Source organism: Streptomyces sp. NPDC059355 (assembly GCF_042752335.1).
Taxonomy (GTDB): domain Bacteria; phylum Actinomycetota; class Actinomycetes; order Streptomycetales; family Streptomycetaceae; genus Streptomyces.
This window is the reverse complement of the sequence record NZ_JBHYXN010000028.1, coordinates 21417-38436: the sequence shown is the minus strand read 5'-3', so window position 1 is coordinate 38436 and position 17020 is coordinate 21417. Positions and strand designations below refer to the sequence as shown.

The following is a 17020-nucleotide window of genomic DNA, read 5'->3' as shown; positions in this document are numbered from 1 at the left end:
GCCTCCACGCCGCCTCCTGCGCGATTTCGGCGAGCTGGTCCTCAAGGGGGCGTGCGGCCGTGTCGGCCCATTCGTCAGCCCTGTGTCGCAGGCCGCCGCCGACGCAGATTCTCAGGCGTCCAGCGGGGGAGTGGTCGTACCGGGGAATCCTGACCCAGGATTGCTTCTCTGCGTCAGCGAGTTCCTGCGCATCGCGAGACGGCCCAGGTGTACCGCCCCGTGGGGTCGTTCAATCGGCCGGTGCTTCGGCGATCCACTGGGCGAGGGCGAGCAGGGTGGTTTCGACGCTGTTGGTCATGTAGTCGCGCAGGGAGTCGAGGTCGCCGCGGGTGGCGCCCAGTACGCGGTCGAGGCGCAGGAGTTGCCAGGACTGCTCGACGACGGTTCCGCGTCCCCGGGGGCTGCAGGTCCAGCTCCATTGCGCGATGCCGTCCTCGGCCCCGCCGACCACGAAGGCGAATGCGGCGCCGGGTTCGGCCCGTACGACCTGGGAGCGGGTGGTCCACTGCCTGCCGTCCTTGTGGTTGCGGCCGCTGAACCAGGCCCCGACCCGGGGCCCGGCGCCCTGGTCGAAGGTGACGTCGCTCGCGTTGGGGCTCCAGCGCCCGATGGCGGACACGTCACTGACCAGGTCGTAGACCCGGGCGGGCGCGGCATCGACCCAGGCGCGCCGGGTGAAGCTGAAATCCGATGCGTCCAGGACCTCGAAGAGGTCGTGTTCGCTGGTGGTGGTGTTCAAGGTGTCCTCCTGAAACGGGTGACGGGCGGGGTGGTGCCATGTCGGCGACGCCCACGTCACCACCAGTCCCGCCGGGGAGCCAGACCCGCTGGTGCCTATCCCCGCCAGGGGCAGGCTGTGCGGTCGGGCCCGGCCCATACTCGGATCCATGAACGCAAAAGTGCGGCTCGGGGAGTTCCTGCAGACGCGGCGCTCCCGGCTGCAACCGGAGGATCTCGGGATACGCGGCTACGGGGAGCGGCGCCGTGTGCCGGGTCTTCGGCGCGAGGAGCTGGCATCGCTGGCGGGTGTCAGCGTCTCCTACTACACCCGCCTGGAACAGGGGCAGTCCCTGAACGCCTCACCGCCGGTGCTGGACGCGATCGCCCGGGCCCTGCGGCTGGAGGAGGCCGAGCGCCTGCACCTGCACAACCTGGCCCGGTCGTCGGCCACGGGCTCGGTACGAGGCCGCCGGCCCGCCCCTGAGCGGGTGACGGAGGCGACCGGCCAGCTGCTGGAGGCACTGGTCCACGTCCCGGCGATCGTGACCGGCCGCCGCAGTGACGTCCTGGCATGGAACCGGCTGGGCCATGCGCTGTTCGCCGGACACCTGGACCGGGGCGCCCCGGACCGGCCGGCACAGCGGCCCAACATGGCCCGGCTGGTGTTCCTCGACGCGCACACCCGTGACCTGTACGCCGACTGGCCGGCCAAGGCCAGGGCCGTGGTGGGGAATCTGCGCCTGGTGGCGGGCCGGCACCCGGACGACACCGCGCTCCACGCGCTGGTGGGTGAACTGAGCGCGAAGAGCGCGGACTTCGCCTCGATGTGGGCCGACCACCGCGTCACGGCGTGCGCCGTCGCGACCTACGAGATGCGGCATCCGCTGGTCGGCCCGCTGACCGTCACCCAGCAGACCCTGAGCCCGGGCCAGGACCCGGATCAGGGGCAGAGCATCGTGGTCGCCACCACCGAGGCCGACTCGCCCGCGCGGACCACGCTGGCCCTCCTCGCACAGGTCACCCCGCAGCACGACCCGGCGTGCCCGGGAGTCCGGGCGACCGCCTCCGGCTGACCCGGCACACACCACCGGACGCCGCGCAGACATCCGCGAGCGCCCGTCCATCCCTCCGCTCACCCCGGTACGGGCGGCCACCGGCCGCCCCTCCCGGAAGCCAACCCCCAACTCCCGCGCGTCGGCGTACCGCTGCTGCATGCCCGAAAACAGTGAAGGAACCATGTCCAAGAACAGGTACACCTTGCCCAAGACCACCGCGGCAGCCGTCGCACTGACCGCGGCAGCGGTCGTCGCGGCCACCCCCGGCGCCGCGTCGGCCGTCTCCGCCCCGCTGAGCTGCGCGCACATCGCCACGCACTTCGACCTGGCCCGGCACCAGACCCCCGAGAACATCGCACTGGCTCCCGACGGCAGCGCGTACGTCACCTTCGCCGCCGCCCGCCAGATCGCCCGCATCACCCCCGAGGGATCCACCCGGACCCTGGCCACCCTCCCCGCACCCGGCGACGGCGGCATCCACACCCCGGTCCTGGGCTTCGCCCTGACCACCGGCATCGTCCGCGCACACGACGGCACCCTGTACTTCCTGTACGCCACCGGCACCGCCGACCTGACCGGCCTGTGGCGCCTGCGCCCCGGCGGCACACCGCAGCGCATCGCCGCGCTTCCCGCGACCGGCCTGCCCAACGGCCTGGCCCTGGACCCGCGTACCCGGACCCTCTACGTCACCGATTCCGTCCTCGGCACCATCTCGAGCGTCCCCACCACGGGAGGCACCCCCCACACCTGGTCCACCGCCCCCGAACTGGCCTCGGCCGGATTCCTCGGCGCCAACGGGTTGAAGATCCGGGACGGGGCGCTGTGGGTCACCAACCTCGACCGGGGCACCGTGCTGCGCATACCCGTCCTGCGGGACGGTCGCGCCGGCCAGGTCCAGACCCGGGCCACCGGCCTGGCCGGGATCGACGACTTCGCCTTCACCGGCCACGGCGACCAGATCCTGGCCGCCCTCAACGGCCCCGGCGAGGTCGCCCTCGTCCAGCCCGACGGCACCCACTCCGCCGTCCTGACCGCCGCCGACGGCCTGCAGAACCCCACCTCCATCGCCCTGCGAGGCGACACCGCCTACGTCCTGAGCGCCGCGTACGTCACGGCCAAGGACCCCAACCTCCTCCTGGCCCACCTGAACGGGTAGCCCCGATGCCGTGTAGTCAGGGCTCGCAGATCATTGACGCGCTGTCTTGTATCTCTGTCTTAAGGGCGGCTTCGTACGCGACGACTTGGAATGGGAGTCAGCTGCCGCAGGCCTTTCCCGGATGTGTACGTCACTGCCTGGTCCGGTTGGTGAGGGGCTGCTGAGAGGCGGTCGATGGTGTGAAGAGTGCCTGGACGGTTTCGGTGGCCCGCTCTCGCAGCCAGGTGTGGGCGCGGTCGTTGTCGTAGCGCTGGTGTCACAGCAGGTACGGGGGTACGTCGGGCAGCGAGAGTGGCGGCGGCAGTGTGGCCAGGCCGAGTTGTTTCCGGCGGTGGGCCCGGCGACGACGACGCGTCGTTCGAGGCCGCGCGTGGCCAGGGCGTCGTCGATCGGGTCGCGCAGGCTTCCGCGCCGCGAGACGGTGAGGTGTTAGGCGGCTGCGTAGCGCTCGATGCTCGGCGGGCCTTCGGCGAGCGGGTCTTGACGCTGGTTTGACGCTCGTGACGCACGTTTGAAGCACGCCCGACGGATTCCTGATGGATCGCCAGCACGTTGAGGCCGTCTCCCGCACCAGGGCTACAGCTGCGTGTTGGGTAAGGGCCGGTATGGAGGGGGAGGAGGCAGTGACGCCTCGACCACCGCCCCGTCGGCGTCGACGAGCTGCACGAGCATGGCCGCCACATCTCTTGCCGACTCCTGCGTGGCCGGACCAGCGACGAAGCGGCCATAGGGCCACTGACCCGAAAGAACTCAGTCAGTTGTGGTGTTCCGGCGGGGTCATGGAGGGCAGGCGCCGCCCCGGCCGATGGCGATCAGGCGGTCGCCGTACCAGGCCAGGGCGGGGGTCTCCAGGGTGCGGTACTCGTCCACCGGGGCCGCTGCCGACCAGGTCGATCCGTCCGAGGACCGCAGGTGCAGTGCGCCCTCGGAGTCGGGGAACAGCATGTACAGCGTCGGCCCGGTGACCGCGAGCCGGACGCTGTTGGAGGCCCGCACATCGTCCATCCTCTTCGCGATCCAGCCCTCGGGTGAGCCGTCCTTGGGGCGCGACCGTGTCCACACACTGCCGTGGAGGGAACGGAAGTAGCACGTCAGGTTCCCGTTCCACAGGACGAGTTCGGGGGTGTGGACCAAGAGCTGCGAACCGCCGCCGTCGCTCTGCCACTCGCCCTGGGCGTCGCGCCGACGATGGCCTGTGACCAGACCGACCAGCACCGTCCGTAGCGCCGCGTGCAGAGCGGTGCCGTCCCAGCAGAGCGCGACCCCGCCGCCGCCCACGGGGGCGGGCATCGCCGAAGCCGCGCCCCAGGACGTGCCGTCGATGCTGGTTCGGGTGAACTGCTCGCCGCCGGGGGCCTGGTAGGCGCAGACCAGCGAGGTGCCCGCGGCGGTCAGCGCGACCGGCGCCACCGCGGCCGGGCCGGGGGAGTTCGGCAGGGTCCGCCAGGTGCGGCCCCCGTACTCCGCCCATGTCAACTGCTCGCTGTCGTAAGGCCGGAACAGGAGGTGGAGTCTCCCGTCTCGCACGGCGATCGCGGGCGCGGCGGCGGCGGGGCCGAACGGCAGCCGGACCGGCTCGCTCCAGCGCCGCTGGCGCGGATCGAAGCTCCGCATGGACAGTTCCGGCCGGTGTTCCAGCCGGGTCGCGGTGAACGTCGGCACGGTGTGGGTGCGGGCCGCGATCCTGTCCGTGACGACCCCCCGGGTCGCGGTCAGGGTCGGAACCACGAGGTCCGGCACGGCGACCGTCACCCACACCGAGCGCACCGCCTCCGCTTCTCCGGAACCGGACGAGGAGGTGCCGCGCAGTTGGAAGAGGGTGTCCTGGGTGATGTTGTGGGCGGTGAAGCCGTCCCGGTCGGTGACGGAGATGTCCGCCTTGCCGTAGCTCAGCCGGAAGCTGCCGTTCGCCGCCTGCCAGCTGAGGGCGACACTGCCGCCGTACGCGACGCGCAGGGGGTCCGCGCGCAGTTCGCCCAGGCTGAAGGTGGGTGGGAACTTCGGTACGGGCAGCCTGACGGTCTCCGTGCTCCAGGGGTCCTCGCTGGTATCGCCGGGGACCCGCCAACGCACGGTCACGGTCAGCTGGGCGCGTCCCTCGACACGGTTGACGGGGACTTTGGCGATCGACAGCGCGAGACCGTTCGCCTTGTCGATCTCGGCGACGCCGCCGGACGGAGTGAACGTCACCGTTCCCGAGGCGGCGACCGTTGCGCCCCATCCGGCCGGGTTGGTGGAGGCCGTCATTCCGGTGGTCTGGGCGGCCAGCGCGGTCGCGCCGGTGCCGACGGGCAGGGAGACGGTGATACCGCCGCACTCGATCGGGCGGGCGGCGCGGCGGGTGAGGACGAGGGTCAGGTCCGCCAGGCGGTACGCGCCGGAGGCCGCGGACACCTCGACCGGGAAGGGCGCTGTGGACAGTGTGTACAGCAGTTCCACGCCGGCTTCCGTCGAAGCGACGGTCGCTGACGCTGCGCCCGGGTCGGCATCGGGTTCCGCGATGTCGGTGATCATGACGGGTCTCCTCCTCGGCGGGCGCGGCTGCACATACGGATACGGGTACGGTTCAGAACAGCCACATCCGACCCCCGGTCGCCACCAGAGCCGGGTCGTGGGCGTAGATCCGGTCGGAGACCGGCGTCGGACCGGTCCATGCCGTGCCGTTGTAACTCATGACCTGGGCCAGGCCGGAGACATCGCGGTAGACGCAGTACAACCGGCCCTCGTGAACCGCGAGTGAGGGCGGGCCCGCGGGCGCCGGCCCGGTCGGCAGTGCCGCGCCCGCCACCCACCGGTCGCCGTCGTGGTGGTTCATCCGATGACTGCCGTTGGAGGGGTACACGCAGACCATCCGGCCGCCGAACGCCGCGAGCGCCGGGGCGCCGGTGGCCGCGGCGCCCGGCATCCGGGCCCCCTCGGACCAAGTGGCCGGTTGGTTGTTGAGATGGCGCCGCCTCCAGTGCATCGGTGGCGAATCGGTGCGGTCGGTGACCGCGAGGAACAGTGAAGCGGTGTTCAGGTCGGCCAGGGCGGGGCGGAACTGGGTCGTGACACCACCTGGAGCGGGCACCGGACTGTCCCATTGCCCGTCGAACCGGATCCGGCGGGTCATCACCTGTGTGTTGTTCACGCCGCCGCGATATGCGGTCCAGAGCCGGATCAGGGGCAGGGGCAGCGGCAGGAGCCAGTCCGTCATGAGCGCGACGGACGGATCGGCACCCGGGCCGAGGGGTTCCTCGACGCGGGTCCACGCGTAGCCGTCGAACGACGACCACACCAGGTCCGATCCGCCGAGCGGCTGGTAGACCAACTCCACGTACGGGTGGAGCCCGGACTCCGAGGGCTGTCCCGTGGTGTGCGAGTACAGCGCCGGGGCACCGACCGGCAGTGCGCTCCGGATCCAGTGGCTGTCCTGCCATCCGAGTTTGTCGGTACGGTGCGCTTCCGGGAGTGTGGGCAGCCGCTGTGGAAAGACGAGCGGGGTGCCGGGAGAGGCCGCCGGGCCGATCTCCCCCACCTGCAGCGTCCCGCGAACGATCACCCGGCCCACCGACTCCACGGGACCGGAGACCTGCACCAGCACGGTGAGCGTGCGCTCCACGCTCCCCGCGCCCTCCTGCGCGACCGCCCGCAGATGGAAGAAGGTCGTCTGCCGCATGTCGGGGACGGTGACCGAGGACTCCCCGGTCACGGGGTGCGACTCACCGTCGTAGTACAGCGTGAGAGAGGTGGCGGCACTCGCATCCCAGCGAAGGGTGACCGAGCCGCCCTTGGGAACGCTCTGCGGCTCGGCGACGAACGACCGCAGATGGAATCCGAGCGGGAACTTGCCGACGCCCAGGCCGGTGGTCTGTGACTGCCAGTTGGTCGTGCCCATCGGACGCCAGGAGGCGCCGATGTCCACCTGGCTGAGTCCGACGCGCTGGTTGACCGGCAGGCCCATCACCTGGAAGGTCACGCCGGTGTCGGGCCCGAACTCCGTCTGCGCGGGGATACCGGTCCCGGGGGCGAAGGTGAGGGTGCCGGCCGACGCGTTCACCGTCCCTGTCCAGCCGGCCAGGCTGAACCGCCCGGTGACGCCGGTCAGGCTTGAGCACAGGTCGTTCTCGCCTGGGCCGACCTTCAGGGTGACCGTGAACGACCGGCATTCGACGCGTGCTTCGGCGGCCAGCGAGGCCACCACGATCAGGTCGCCCTTGGCCGGGGCCCGCTGGACGGGGAGACCCGCAGTGGGTCCGGGTGGACGGCGAGATCGAAGTAGAGCGGATCGGTGCCGGCGGCGGTGGCCCGGCCCGACGGCGGAGCCGTCACATGGCGGACGAGTGACATCAGACCTCCTCGGCGGTGGGCTCCGGCACGGCTGCCGCGCTCTGTGCGATCGGTGCCGCGATCCTGATCCGGTCCAGGGTGTGGCTTTCCAGCCGGTCGGTCCGGAGGGCGCCCGTGACGACCAGGTTGTTCACCTCGAAGTCCGGGTCGGCGACCCCGGCGATCGTGCCCAGCGTCAGTTCGGCGGCCCCGTGGCTGCCGCGCAGATAGAACACGGTGGTACGGCGCATGTCGGGCACCGTGAACTCGCTGCGCCCGGTGACGTCGTACTGCACGTTCTCGTGCAGCAGATGCAGGGTCGCGCCGTCGGAGGCCTGCCAGCGCAGCTCGACGTCCTTACCGTTGTCCACCACGGCCGGCACGGCGATGAAGTCCTTCAGGTGGAAGCCGGGCGGGAACTTGGCGACTTCGAAGATGGTCCTTCCGGTCCCTGATCCGCTGTTCCAGTACGCGGTGACGGTCACCTGTGACGAGCCGATTGCCTTGTTGACAGGGATGCGGTCGAGGGTGACGGTCAGGCTCGTGCCGGGTTCCACCACCTCACCGCCGGAGGACGGCATGAAGGAGAACGTGGACTGCTGCACACCGGTGTAGGTCCAGCCGGAGCGGTCGACCGCCGGCTCCACTCCGGCGAGCGAGGAGGCGAAGTGGGGGGAGTCGGACCCGGCCAGGACCTTCACGGTGATCTCGTTGAGGGTGATCTTCTCGCCGTCGGTCACCGATCCGACGACGGTGATCTTGGCGTGCTCGGTGTCCCCGGTTCCGGGAGAGACCCGCACCGTCTCCGGAACGGTGTCCAATCGGAAGGCCATGCGGCTCTCGGCGGCGCGTGGCGCGCCCGCCGGGACGTACTCGGTCATGGTGACGCTCCTCGTGACGTATGGGGGCGGGGTGACGGGCGGGGTGAAGGGCCTCAGCCCTCGCCGTCGCGGCTCGCCCCCGCCGCGTCGTCCAGCACCATGAATCCGCTGCGGATCCGGGGCCGGACCCCCTGGGGCCACACCGCCGGGTCCGGCGCCGACACGGACGAGCGGGGCCATGCGTCGCCGTCGCGCTCGGCCCACGACCAGGTGCCGGTGGCCGTCGCCGGATGCGGGGCCAGCACGGTGTCCGGCCCTGAGGTGCCCGGCTCGACGGCAGCGAGCAGCGGGCCCGCGCGGAAGGCCACCGCCACGGCCGCGACGGCCTCGTCCGTGAACTCCTGCGGCACGAAGACCTCTCCCGTCGGCAGGATCTCCGTCGTCGCGTGCACCGAGGCGCGCGCGTCCAGCAGGAGCGTCACCTGCGCCCTGGGGCCGTCGAACGACAGCTTCAGACGTTCCGCGGTGTCGATCCACCGCAGATAGCCGTCCTCGCCGGGGTTCAGGGTGGTCTCGAAGTGGTCGTAGTCGTCCCCGTGCGCGTATCCGACCAGACCGTCGTCCAGCTGGGCGGCCTCGCCCAGCCGCACACGCCACTGGTAGCTTCCCAGCTTCGGTTCCGGCTGGTCGAAGATGGTCCGCCAGTGCACGTCCCTCCGGGCCGGCCCGCACAGTTCCAGGCCCAGTTCGGCCCGTACGAGGGCCAGCGGGCGTCCGAAGAAGTAGGCGAGGCCCGCGTCGTCCGGGCCGTCCGGGTCGATTCCGGCGAGCGAGGCGTCCAGGTGATGGCGCAGCGCGTCGAAACCGGTGGGGCCCTGCCGGATCACCCCGGCGAGGAAGCCGTGGGCGTGCGGGGACAGGTTCGCGAGGCCGGCGAAGTCCGGGACGGGCGAGCCCGGCAGCGGATTCCAGTCGACCACTTGCTGTCCGGTCGTGCCGACGACGACCCGGATGTCACCGAACGCGGTGCCCTCGGGCCCGTAGCAGGCGATCGACCGGTCGAGCCGGTTGTGGATCAGCCAGGCGCACACCGGGTTGGCCCCGGCGGTGACGTCCACCTCCTGGCCGGTCTTCCCGTCCACGAAGTGGAAGGCGAGCCGTCCGGGCTGGAGAAGCCGGGGGCCCAACTGCGCGTAACGGTCCGGCTCGATCTCGCCGACTTCCTCGTCGGGCTCGAAGGTCTCGGGCTTGGCGAAGTCGAAGTGGAGCGGGTTGTCGATGAGGTTGACGGCCCGGCCGAACCGGTCCACGACGGCGAGCCGGGTGAACTCCAGCTGCCCGGACCGCAGCTCCTGGAAGTCGGTGGCTTCCCAGTCTCCGCCCTCCCAGTCCTCCTCGGGGAAGTTCCCCGGCCGGGGCTTGCCCTGGTCGCCGTCGGCGATCAGCGTGCCGAGCGTCCCGTCGGGCCGTAGCCCCGATCCGATGATCCGCTGGCTGATCTGCGCGGAGAGTCCGTCGAGGCGCTGCGAGAGCTCGTCGGTCTCACGGAGCCGGGAGCGCAGGGAGCGGATCATGTCCTGGTCGAGGTCCGTGCGGCCGTTGGCGTAAGCGGCGAGGCGGCCTTCCGACTGGTGCCCGCTGGTGGGGGTGAGGATCTGCCGGCCGGAGGCGGGGATGCGGTGGGTGACGCTTCCGGTGCCCGTCCAGCGGTAGCGGGTGCCGTCGAAGCGCCAGTTCTCGGTGCCGTCCGGCTCCTGGAAGGGGATGGCCACGTAGTCGGCCTTCCAGGCCAGATACAGCGGCTGCCAGGGCTGGACCCATGCCGCCGTTCCGTACTCGGGCAGCGCGCCCTCGGCCTGCGCCAGGTCCAGGCCCTGGGCGCGGGCCCGGTCCAGGATGAAGAACTCGGCCAGCAGACGGGGGACGAGGGCGGGCAGTCCGGCCGTGCTGACCCGGGCGACGTCTGCGGCCACCGTCAGTTCGGTGACCGGGCCGACCGCCGTGACCAGGCGTTCCTCGGTGCGGCAGGGCAGGAGTGAGTCCCGGTCCAGGGGCGCGTGGAGCTTGGCGCCGCGCAGCAGTACGACCGGGTCGCTGGACTCCTCGTACGGGGCGAGCGGGACGCGCTGGAGAACGCGGGACGCCCGCATGCCGTGGTCGGCGGCGTGCCGCAGCGCCTGGGCGTGGAGTTCGTCCTGGTCCATCGACCAGGGCAGGTCAGCGCGCTTGGCGGTGACCTCGGCGGTCAGCTCGGCGACCTTCCGGGCGGGCGACCCCGCCACCTCGGGGTTGAGCTTGGAATCGATCTGCTCGGTGAAGAAGGCCGGTTTGTCGCGCAGCCTGTTGAGCGACCAGAGGTGGAAGAGGTGCTCTTGAGCGCTCCGCAACTTGCGTTCGAGAGAGTCCAGTTCGCGCTGTGTGGCGTTGAGGGCGGCGAGAACGTTCGCTTCTGCGGTCCGCTCGCGGGACGCCTCCGCGGCGGAGAGCGGGGGCAGGGCGTCCGGGTTTCCGCGGTCCACCACGCGCCAGGCGAAACCGCCCGGCACCGGGCCGAAGCCGGAACGGTGCGCGGCCCGTGGCGGGAACAGGTCCCCGTCCGTGCGGTCGAGCTGCTCCAGGCAGCCGAGGGCGAACGCCTCGTACAGCCGGGCCTCGTCGGCGTGCAGCGCGCCCGTTCCGCCGTACTGCTCCGCCACCGCGGCGGACGCTTCGGCGGTCGAATTGCCGATGCCGACGGCCACCTCGTCGGGGTGGGGGTTGGTCCGGGCGGGGACGGGCCCGCTGGGCTGCCAGTCGATGCCGAGCACGCTGCCCGCGTACAGCGAGCGTCCGGGGGCGCCGTAGCCGGGCGGCAGGATCCACTCCAGCTCGTCCATGAGGTCGCGGAACTCGCCCTCGCCGCGCAGGGGGTCGCTGTCCTCCTGCGCGTACCAGCCGATCACCCGGTAGCTGACCCGGGCGTCAGCGGTCACGTCCTCCAGCGTGTCGTGAAGGGAGAGCACGTTGGTGTTGTACGGCTGGTAGACGGAGAAGGTCAGCAGGCCGGGGCCGAGCGCGGTGAGGAAGGGGTCGCGGCGGTCCGACGGCTCCTGCCAGGGCGAGGAAGCGGTCAGCTCATGCTTGCGGCCGATCTTTGTGGGGGTGGCCGGAGTGGCGTGCGGGTCGAGGTAGGAGACGGTGCCCGTCTCGCCGAGGTGATCGCTCTCGACCAGCCAGCTGCGGATGCCGCTGTCCCAACTACGGGTCACCAGCCAGCGGTTGGGGACCAGGGGGAAGTCGCCGATGCCGTCCTCGGTCTCCCGGCCGTGGGCCAGGCCGGACGGCAGTTGCCACATCACGTACGCGCCGAGCCGCTCCGGCTTGTCCCGCCAGGGCTCCAGACCCTCGAACGGCGCCGGCTCCGGCGCGTCGTTGCGCGAGGCGAAGGTGAGGAAGCTGGACCCCCAGCGGTGCATCACATAGGAGTCGTCGGTGTCGCGCACCTTGGGGTTCACCACGAACGCGGCGACCTCGACGGGCACCACCAGGGTGTCGTTCAGCGCCATGGCTTACAGCGTCCCTTCGGTGGGCTCGTCGGACGACAACCTCGGATGGAGGGTGAACTCCTGCACCAGCGGCGCCTTCACGACCTGGAGCGCGAACTGCGCGGAGGAGAGTGCACCCACGGACAGGGCAGCGGCCAGCGCCGGCGCGAGCCGGTGCTCGATGTCGAGGACGTCGTGTCCGCCAGGCCGCAGAAACGGCCGGTAACCGCTGCCGTCGGCGGGGAAGTCGCCTAGCGCCTGTCCCACCGGGGCGACGATGGAGCGCAGCTCCGTGGTGTTGTTGAAGCTGAGCCCGAAGTGCAGGCCCTGCGCGGGCTCGGCGAGCGCGAACCGGTCGATCACCCGGGGGTACAGCAGCATCCGCAGGTCGTCGCCGAGGCTCCGCTGCCGGACGGGCGCGATCTCGCGGTCCTCGCCGAACGCGGTGAGGACGGCCTCGGGCCAGTTGGCCAGCAGCTCGGAGCGGATCAGCACCCCGCAGGCGGGCTGCGGAACGCCCCGTAGCTCCCGGGCCAGGTCGTTGAGGTCGGCGTCCAGCGCGTGTCCCTCCCCGACGCTCAGCGCCCCGTCGACGGCCGCCTGGATCCAGCCGGTGTCGACGTGGAAGAACCGCGCCGACTCCCGCGGCAGCTGCCGCTCGTCCGGTACGAGATATCCGAACGGCACCATCTCCAGCCGGGCCAGCCGGGTCAGCCACGCCTGGACCGGCGCCAGCTCGGCGCGGACGGCCGACGCCAGCACCGACCGGGTCGAGGCGTCGGCGACGGCGGTGCGCAGCCGGTCGGCGCTCATCGGGGCGACGGTCGCGGCCCGTGCCGCGGGCCGCCTGCCCCCGGCCCTCACCTCGGCGCCCGGCCGGGTGAGTGCGGCGGCCAGTGGGCCGTCGTCGCCCAGCAGCCGGTCGAAGGAACGCCGTACGACGCGGGTGTCGATCCCGGCGGCAGCGTCCTGTTCACCGAGCGCGGCCAGTTCCGGGAAGGCCAGCAGCCTGCGGGCCGCCCGCCGCGCCGCCTTGCGGTACGCCACGAGCGCGCTGCGGAACTCGGCGTCGGCCAGGGCGAGCCCGCGACCCAGGCTGAAGGCGACCGCGTACCCGGTGTCGTAAGCCCCCAGCTCCTCCACGTACACCAGGCCCTCGCCCGCCGACTCCAAGCGGACGCCCGTGCCCTGCGGCAGCTGATGGGCGGGGGTGGCCGTCAGCGGGCCCCGGTAGAACCCGACGGTCGGCTCCCCGGACTCCAGGCGCTGCGGCAGCACGGTGCCGCCCTGGCGGAGCAGGTCCAGCGCGAGCGGCAGATCAGAGGTCGTCGGCAGCCCGGGGTGGCGGAGCAGCGGGTCCGGATCGGCGGCGAGGTGCTGGGCGAGCTCGCCGAAGTCCAGCTTCCCGTCGTCGGCCGAGGTGAACGCCCACGAGTGCAGCGACACCAGCCGCAGCCCCTCGGCGGGCGGCGGGGTCCCGCCGTCGAGATAGTCCTCGAAGCCGTCGAGGGAGACCAGGTGGGCGACGTGGAGGCCGCCCGTGTCCGGGAATCGGCCTGAGACCACCACGGCCTTGATGTCGTGCTCGTCCGGCGGCGGGTCCTCACCGACCCGGCGGGTGGCGTCCGGCGGGCCGCCCTCGCGGATGTGCGCGAGCATGCCCAGTTCGTACGTGGTGGGACACACGGCCGTGAACAGCGGGCCTGGCACCAGGACGCTGGTGACGGTGAGCTCCCGCTCGTCGTCGTACAACGGTGGGTCGAGGGTCGGCGGGCGGCCGGGGCGTACCAGTCCGGCGGCGAGCTCGGCGGCCGTCGAGACCCGCACCTCGCCTACGGCATGCCGGTCCTCGGGGAGCTCCTCCGCCCGGAAGACCAGCAGCGCCAGCCAGGGGGCGCCGGCCTCGGCGCCGCGCAGCAGATGCATCCAGGGGAAGCCGGGCCGGGTGAGGGTGATGTGCGGGAGCAGCGTGCCGTACTCGCCCTCCGCGCCGGGCGGCGGATAGCAGGCGGTGATGTCCTCCGGCAGCAACTGGAAGCGCGGCTGGCGCACCGCGAAGACCTGCTCCAGGTCCGGCAGCAGATCGGCGCCGACCTTGTCGGAGCCGCTGACGGTGTGGTCGACGGTGACGGTGTGCCGTCCGGAGTACAGCGGAGGCAGCCGGTGGTCGAAGAACCGGGTGCGGTGTCCGGGGCCTGCCATCAGTTGTCTCCCTCGGGGGTGCTCGGGGCGCTCGCGGTGCGCGTGGCACCTGCGGGCACCAGCAGCGGTTCGGCGGTGAAGTAGCCGGTCACGCCCCGGGCGTAGCCGGGGAGGTCGGACTTGGCGCCCTCGGTGTCCAGGCCGAGCGCACCCATCAGCGTGTGCAGCTTCGTGCGGGCGGTGCGCGACGCGGCGGTGTCCATGCCGTCCGCGATCCGCCCGATGACTCCGCCGGGCCGGGTCGGAGCCGGTACCAGCGGCACGTCGGTGGCCTTGATCGGGACTTTGCCCTGCGGGTAGACGGGGTCGAACTTGAAGGTGTCCTCGCCGATGTAACCGGTCGAGGTGCCGTAGTCGGGGTCGGGCGACGTGAGGGTGACCCCCGTCAGGTGCTGCCGCTGCCCTCCGCCGTGTTCGGGGTCGCCCGTGTCGTCCCACAGCTGCGGCGGCAGCGCGGTGTACTGCGCGGTCGCCTTCCAGCGCGCCAGGTCGACCGGTTGCCCTTCGAGAACCACCTTGATCCGCTGACGGGTGCTGAGGCCGGTCACCCGCATCGGGTGGACGCCGAATGCCGACCCTCCGATGACCTTGTCGGATCCGGTGGTGGCGAGCTCGATCCGGCTCAGCGGCACCTGCGTGTCGGTGCCGAAAGTGAACCCGGAGGCCTTGACCAGCCAGTCTCCCTGGTGCGGGTCGTCCGGGGTGCCCTCGGTGATCAGACCGTCGCCGGGCCGCAGCCGCGCCCGGGCGCCCGGTTCGGGCAGCATCGCGCGGGTGCCGGGCCAGTCCAGGGTCTTGTCCGTAGCGCGCCGGGAGGCACCGAAGTTGATGCCGAAGGAGACGAACCACACCTTCACCCGGGCCTCGCCGCCGGTCGGCGGTCCCCAGACGCTCAGCGATACGCCGACCTCGATGCGCACGGTGATCCGTACGAACCACACCTTGACCGAGCCCTCGACACCGATCGACAGCGACATGCCCACGTCGAAGTAGAAGGGCTTCCATTCGATGAGCGCGTCGACCTTGGCGGTGCACCAGGCCTTGATGATCCCGGACTGGTAGCGCACATCGAGGCCGCCGCCCGCCATCGCGGCGCGCGGGGTGAGCGCGAAGTAGGCGTTGCCGGAGACGGTGACCTTGCCGCCGAGCGACCAGTCGAAACCGACCCTGGGCAGCCTCGGATAGTGCTCGGGGGTGTGGTAGTTCTCGTGGTAGCCGCCCACGCTGAAGACGAAGTCCCCGGAGTCGGGGTGGTCTCCGTACCAGACCTTCAGACCGATGCCGCCGCGCAGCTTGCAGTTCTCGTCCAGGACGAACGAGCTGGGGTTGAGGGAGGTGCCGACCGTCAGCTCGCCGGAGTTCGGCTTGATCACCAGCTGGAGCCCGAGGTCGATCCGGGCGATCTTCTTGTCACCGCCCTTGGGGAACGACGTCCCGGCCGTGCCCAGCAGCCCGATGGTGAGGTCCGCCCCGGTCTGGAGCACCGCCATCGCGGAGCCGTCGATCAGCTCACCGATGGTGAAGGCGAGGCCGCCCGCCACCCACACCTCGCCCTGTCGGGGAGTGACCCACGGCGTGGCGGTGCCGGTCAGGGTGTTGAGGATCTGTACCGGGTTGGTGTCGTCCCCGCCGATCGACGAGGGGTCCTTGAGCGCCTTGAGGAACGGGAAGGTGGTCAGATCGCCCAGTCCCGGTGTGCGCAGGCGGCTGTTCCAGCCGAAACCGGCCGCGACCCCGGTGAGCCGGAACGCCGGAATGCCGATTCCCGGTTCGGCGCCGAGTGAGGCGAAGGCGAAGAAGGAGGCCTGAGTGCCGGGCTCCCGGGGGAAGACGACGGCACCGGTGCCCATGCCGTACAGGCCGCGCTTCCCTGTCGTGCCACCCCCGAAGGAGAAGATCAGCAGGCCGCCCACCACGGCCCGGTACGGGGACTGGGCGGGCTGCACCTGCAACGCGCCCTTCACCGTCAACGGGGACTTGGCGTAAACGATCTCGATGCCGTGCTCGCCGTCCAGCGGCCCGTTCGGAATGAAGGACACACATGGACCGCCGGACCTCGGCGGGTTGAGCACCACGAAGCCGTCCGCGGTAGGCACGGCGCGGGTACGCGGCGACAGTCCCGGATAGGGGTGCTGCGCGTACGGAACCCGGGTGGCGGCCGTCCCCGGGCGGCCCAGCCCGTCCGTGCCACCGGAGTGGTCGGGGATCACGGTGCGGGGTGCGCTGACCGGCACCACCGTCCCGTCCGGCAGGGCGAGCCACACCCCGGCGGGTAGCGCGACCGCCACCGGCACGCCCAGGCCGCTGGTGTGCGGTCAGGTCGGTCCGGGTGGCCAGGACATGACCGCCCGGGGCGGGCACCACCAGCACCTGCGCGCCGTCCCGGTCCAGGATGCCGCCGTCCCCGGCGAGACCGTCCAGCGCCAGCGTGAATCCGCCGGCGTCCCCACGGAACGTCAGCCCCGTCACTGGCGGGGCGGGCAGCTCGGGCAGCTCGTACCCGTACAGCCGGGCGATCTCGCTTGCGCGTACCTCCGTCCCGGGGAGCGTGATGGCGAGGGCGATCCCGGAGACCTCTCCGTCAGTGCTCCCGAACTCCGCCCGCACGTCGGCTGGTTCGGAGCAGATGGCGATCGGGGCCCGCCCCCGAACCCGAAGCCCCGCCGCGCCCCCGTCGTCGCGTGTCAGCTGGAGTGTGCCGCCCGGGAACAGGGGGACGGCACCATCGGCGGGTCCCAGATCACGCAGCGGGAGGACGCATGGTGCAGCGATCTCGCCTTCCAGCGCCTTGCGTAGGTCACTTTCATGCATGGTGGCGAATCTCCTTGTACGTGGCCGACAGCCCGTTCACGGATTCCCTCAACGGCAGGCACGTACCGGCGGCCGCCTGGCGCGATCTTAGGGTTTGCGCCCCGCTGAGAAAAAGGTCGCGAATCGGACGGATGGTTACTCAAGGTGGCCTGATTGCTACTGTCCGTGTCTGCATCTCCCGTGGCCGCTACGAGGACGGTTTCCGGTGACGGCCGGAGGCGCGCATCGAGCTCAGGTGCGCGCGGAGCGTGTCATGGATGATGCGCGCGACCCGGTGAACGCGGTCGGGTGTCGCGCCTGGCGCCAGTCGGCGTCAGTGGACAGCGCGGCGCGGGATTCACCCGTACGGAGCGCCGGCCGGGCAGAGCCGCCGCGCAGCCGGGTGGCCGCTGCGGGATGTTCTTTGGTGAGTGCCCCGGGCAT

Annotated in this window: 11 protein-coding genes and 1 pseudogene; 3 read left to right on the top strand and 9 right to left on the bottom strand. The window is 71.6% G+C overall.

Translation table 11 applies throughout. The features are described 5' to 3' along the window. Positions 1–229: 229 nt before the first annotated feature. Positions 230–739, bottom strand: coding sequence for an SRPBCC family protein (locus tag ACFXGI_RS24960; RefSeq protein ID WP_384710635.1), 510 nt, complete (start codon positions 737–739; stop codon positions 230–232). A 148-nt stretch (positions 740–887) separates the two neighbouring features. On the opposite strand from ACFXGI_RS24960, the gene ACFXGI_RS24955 reads away from it, so the two are divergent. Together ACFXGI_RS24955 and ACFXGI_RS24950 are read left to right on the top strand one after the other, a co-directional pair. Then, entirely contained in the window at positions 888–1793 is a 906-nt protein-coding gene (locus ACFXGI_RS24955; protein ID WP_384710632.1) for a helix-turn-helix domain-containing protein, read from the top strand. Positions 1794–1956: 163 nt separating this feature from the next. After that, positions 1957–2931, top strand: a complete 975-nt coding sequence (locus ACFXGI_RS24950) for an SMP-30/gluconolactonase/LRE family protein (protein WP_384710629.1) — start codon at positions 1957–1959, stop codon at positions 2929–2931. A gap of 130 nt (positions 2932–3061) precedes the next feature. Here ACFXGI_RS24950 and ACFXGI_RS24945 read toward each other — a convergent pair. From ACFXGI_RS24945 to ACFXGI_RS24910, 8 genes and pseudogenes are all read right to left on the bottom strand, one after another. After that, positions 3062–3408 (bottom strand): annotated as a pseudogene (locus ACFXGI_RS24945) (LysR family transcriptional regulator); the annotation flags it as partial. Positions 3409–3708: 300 nt separating this feature from the next. Further along, complete coding sequence (locus tag ACFXGI_RS24940) at positions 3709–5445, bottom strand: hypothetical protein (RefSeq protein ID WP_384710626.1); 1737 nt, start codon at positions 5443–5445, stop codon at positions 3709–3711. A 52-nt stretch (positions 5446–5497) separates the two neighbouring features. Further along, entirely contained in the window at positions 5498–7114 is a 1617-nt protein-coding gene (locus ACFXGI_RS24935; RefSeq protein WP_384710623.1) for a hypothetical protein, read from the bottom strand. A 2-nt stretch (positions 7115–7116) separates the two neighbouring features. Next, positions 7117–7260 (bottom strand): hypothetical protein, encoded by a 144-nt coding sequence (locus ACFXGI_RS24930; protein WP_384710620.1) that lies wholly within the window; start codon positions 7258–7260, stop codon positions 7117–7119. Then, complete coding sequence (locus ACFXGI_RS24925) at positions 7260–8120, bottom strand: hypothetical protein (protein ID WP_384710618.1); 861 nt, start codon at positions 8118–8120, stop codon at positions 7260–7262. The genes ACFXGI_RS24930 and ACFXGI_RS24925 overlap by 1 nt, the downstream gene beginning before the upstream one ends. Positions 8121–8173: 53 nt before the next feature. After that, positions 8174–11605, bottom strand: coding sequence for a hypothetical protein (locus ACFXGI_RS24920; protein ID WP_384710615.1), 3432 nt, complete (start codon positions 11603–11605; stop codon positions 8174–8176). A gap of 3 nt (positions 11606–11608) precedes the next feature. Next, the gene (locus tag ACFXGI_RS24915) at positions 11609–13786 is read right to left on the bottom strand and encodes a hypothetical protein (protein ID WP_384710611.1); all 2178 of its coding nucleotides are present in this window, start codon (positions 13784–13786) and stop codon (positions 11609–11611) included. Beyond that, positions 13786–16074 (bottom strand): DUF6603 domain-containing protein, encoded by a 2289-nt coding sequence (locus tag ACFXGI_RS24910; protein WP_384710608.1) that lies wholly within the window; start codon positions 16072–16074, stop codon positions 13786–13788. The genes ACFXGI_RS24915 and ACFXGI_RS24910 overlap by 1 nt, the downstream gene beginning before the upstream one ends. Before the next feature lie 52 nt (positions 16075–16126). Between ACFXGI_RS24910 and ACFXGI_RS24905 the strand changes: the two genes are divergently transcribed. Beyond that, positions 16127–16582, top strand: coding sequence for a hypothetical protein (locus tag ACFXGI_RS24905; protein WP_384710605.1), 456 nt, complete (start codon positions 16127–16129; stop codon positions 16580–16582). Positions 16583–17020 lie beyond the last annotated feature (438 nt).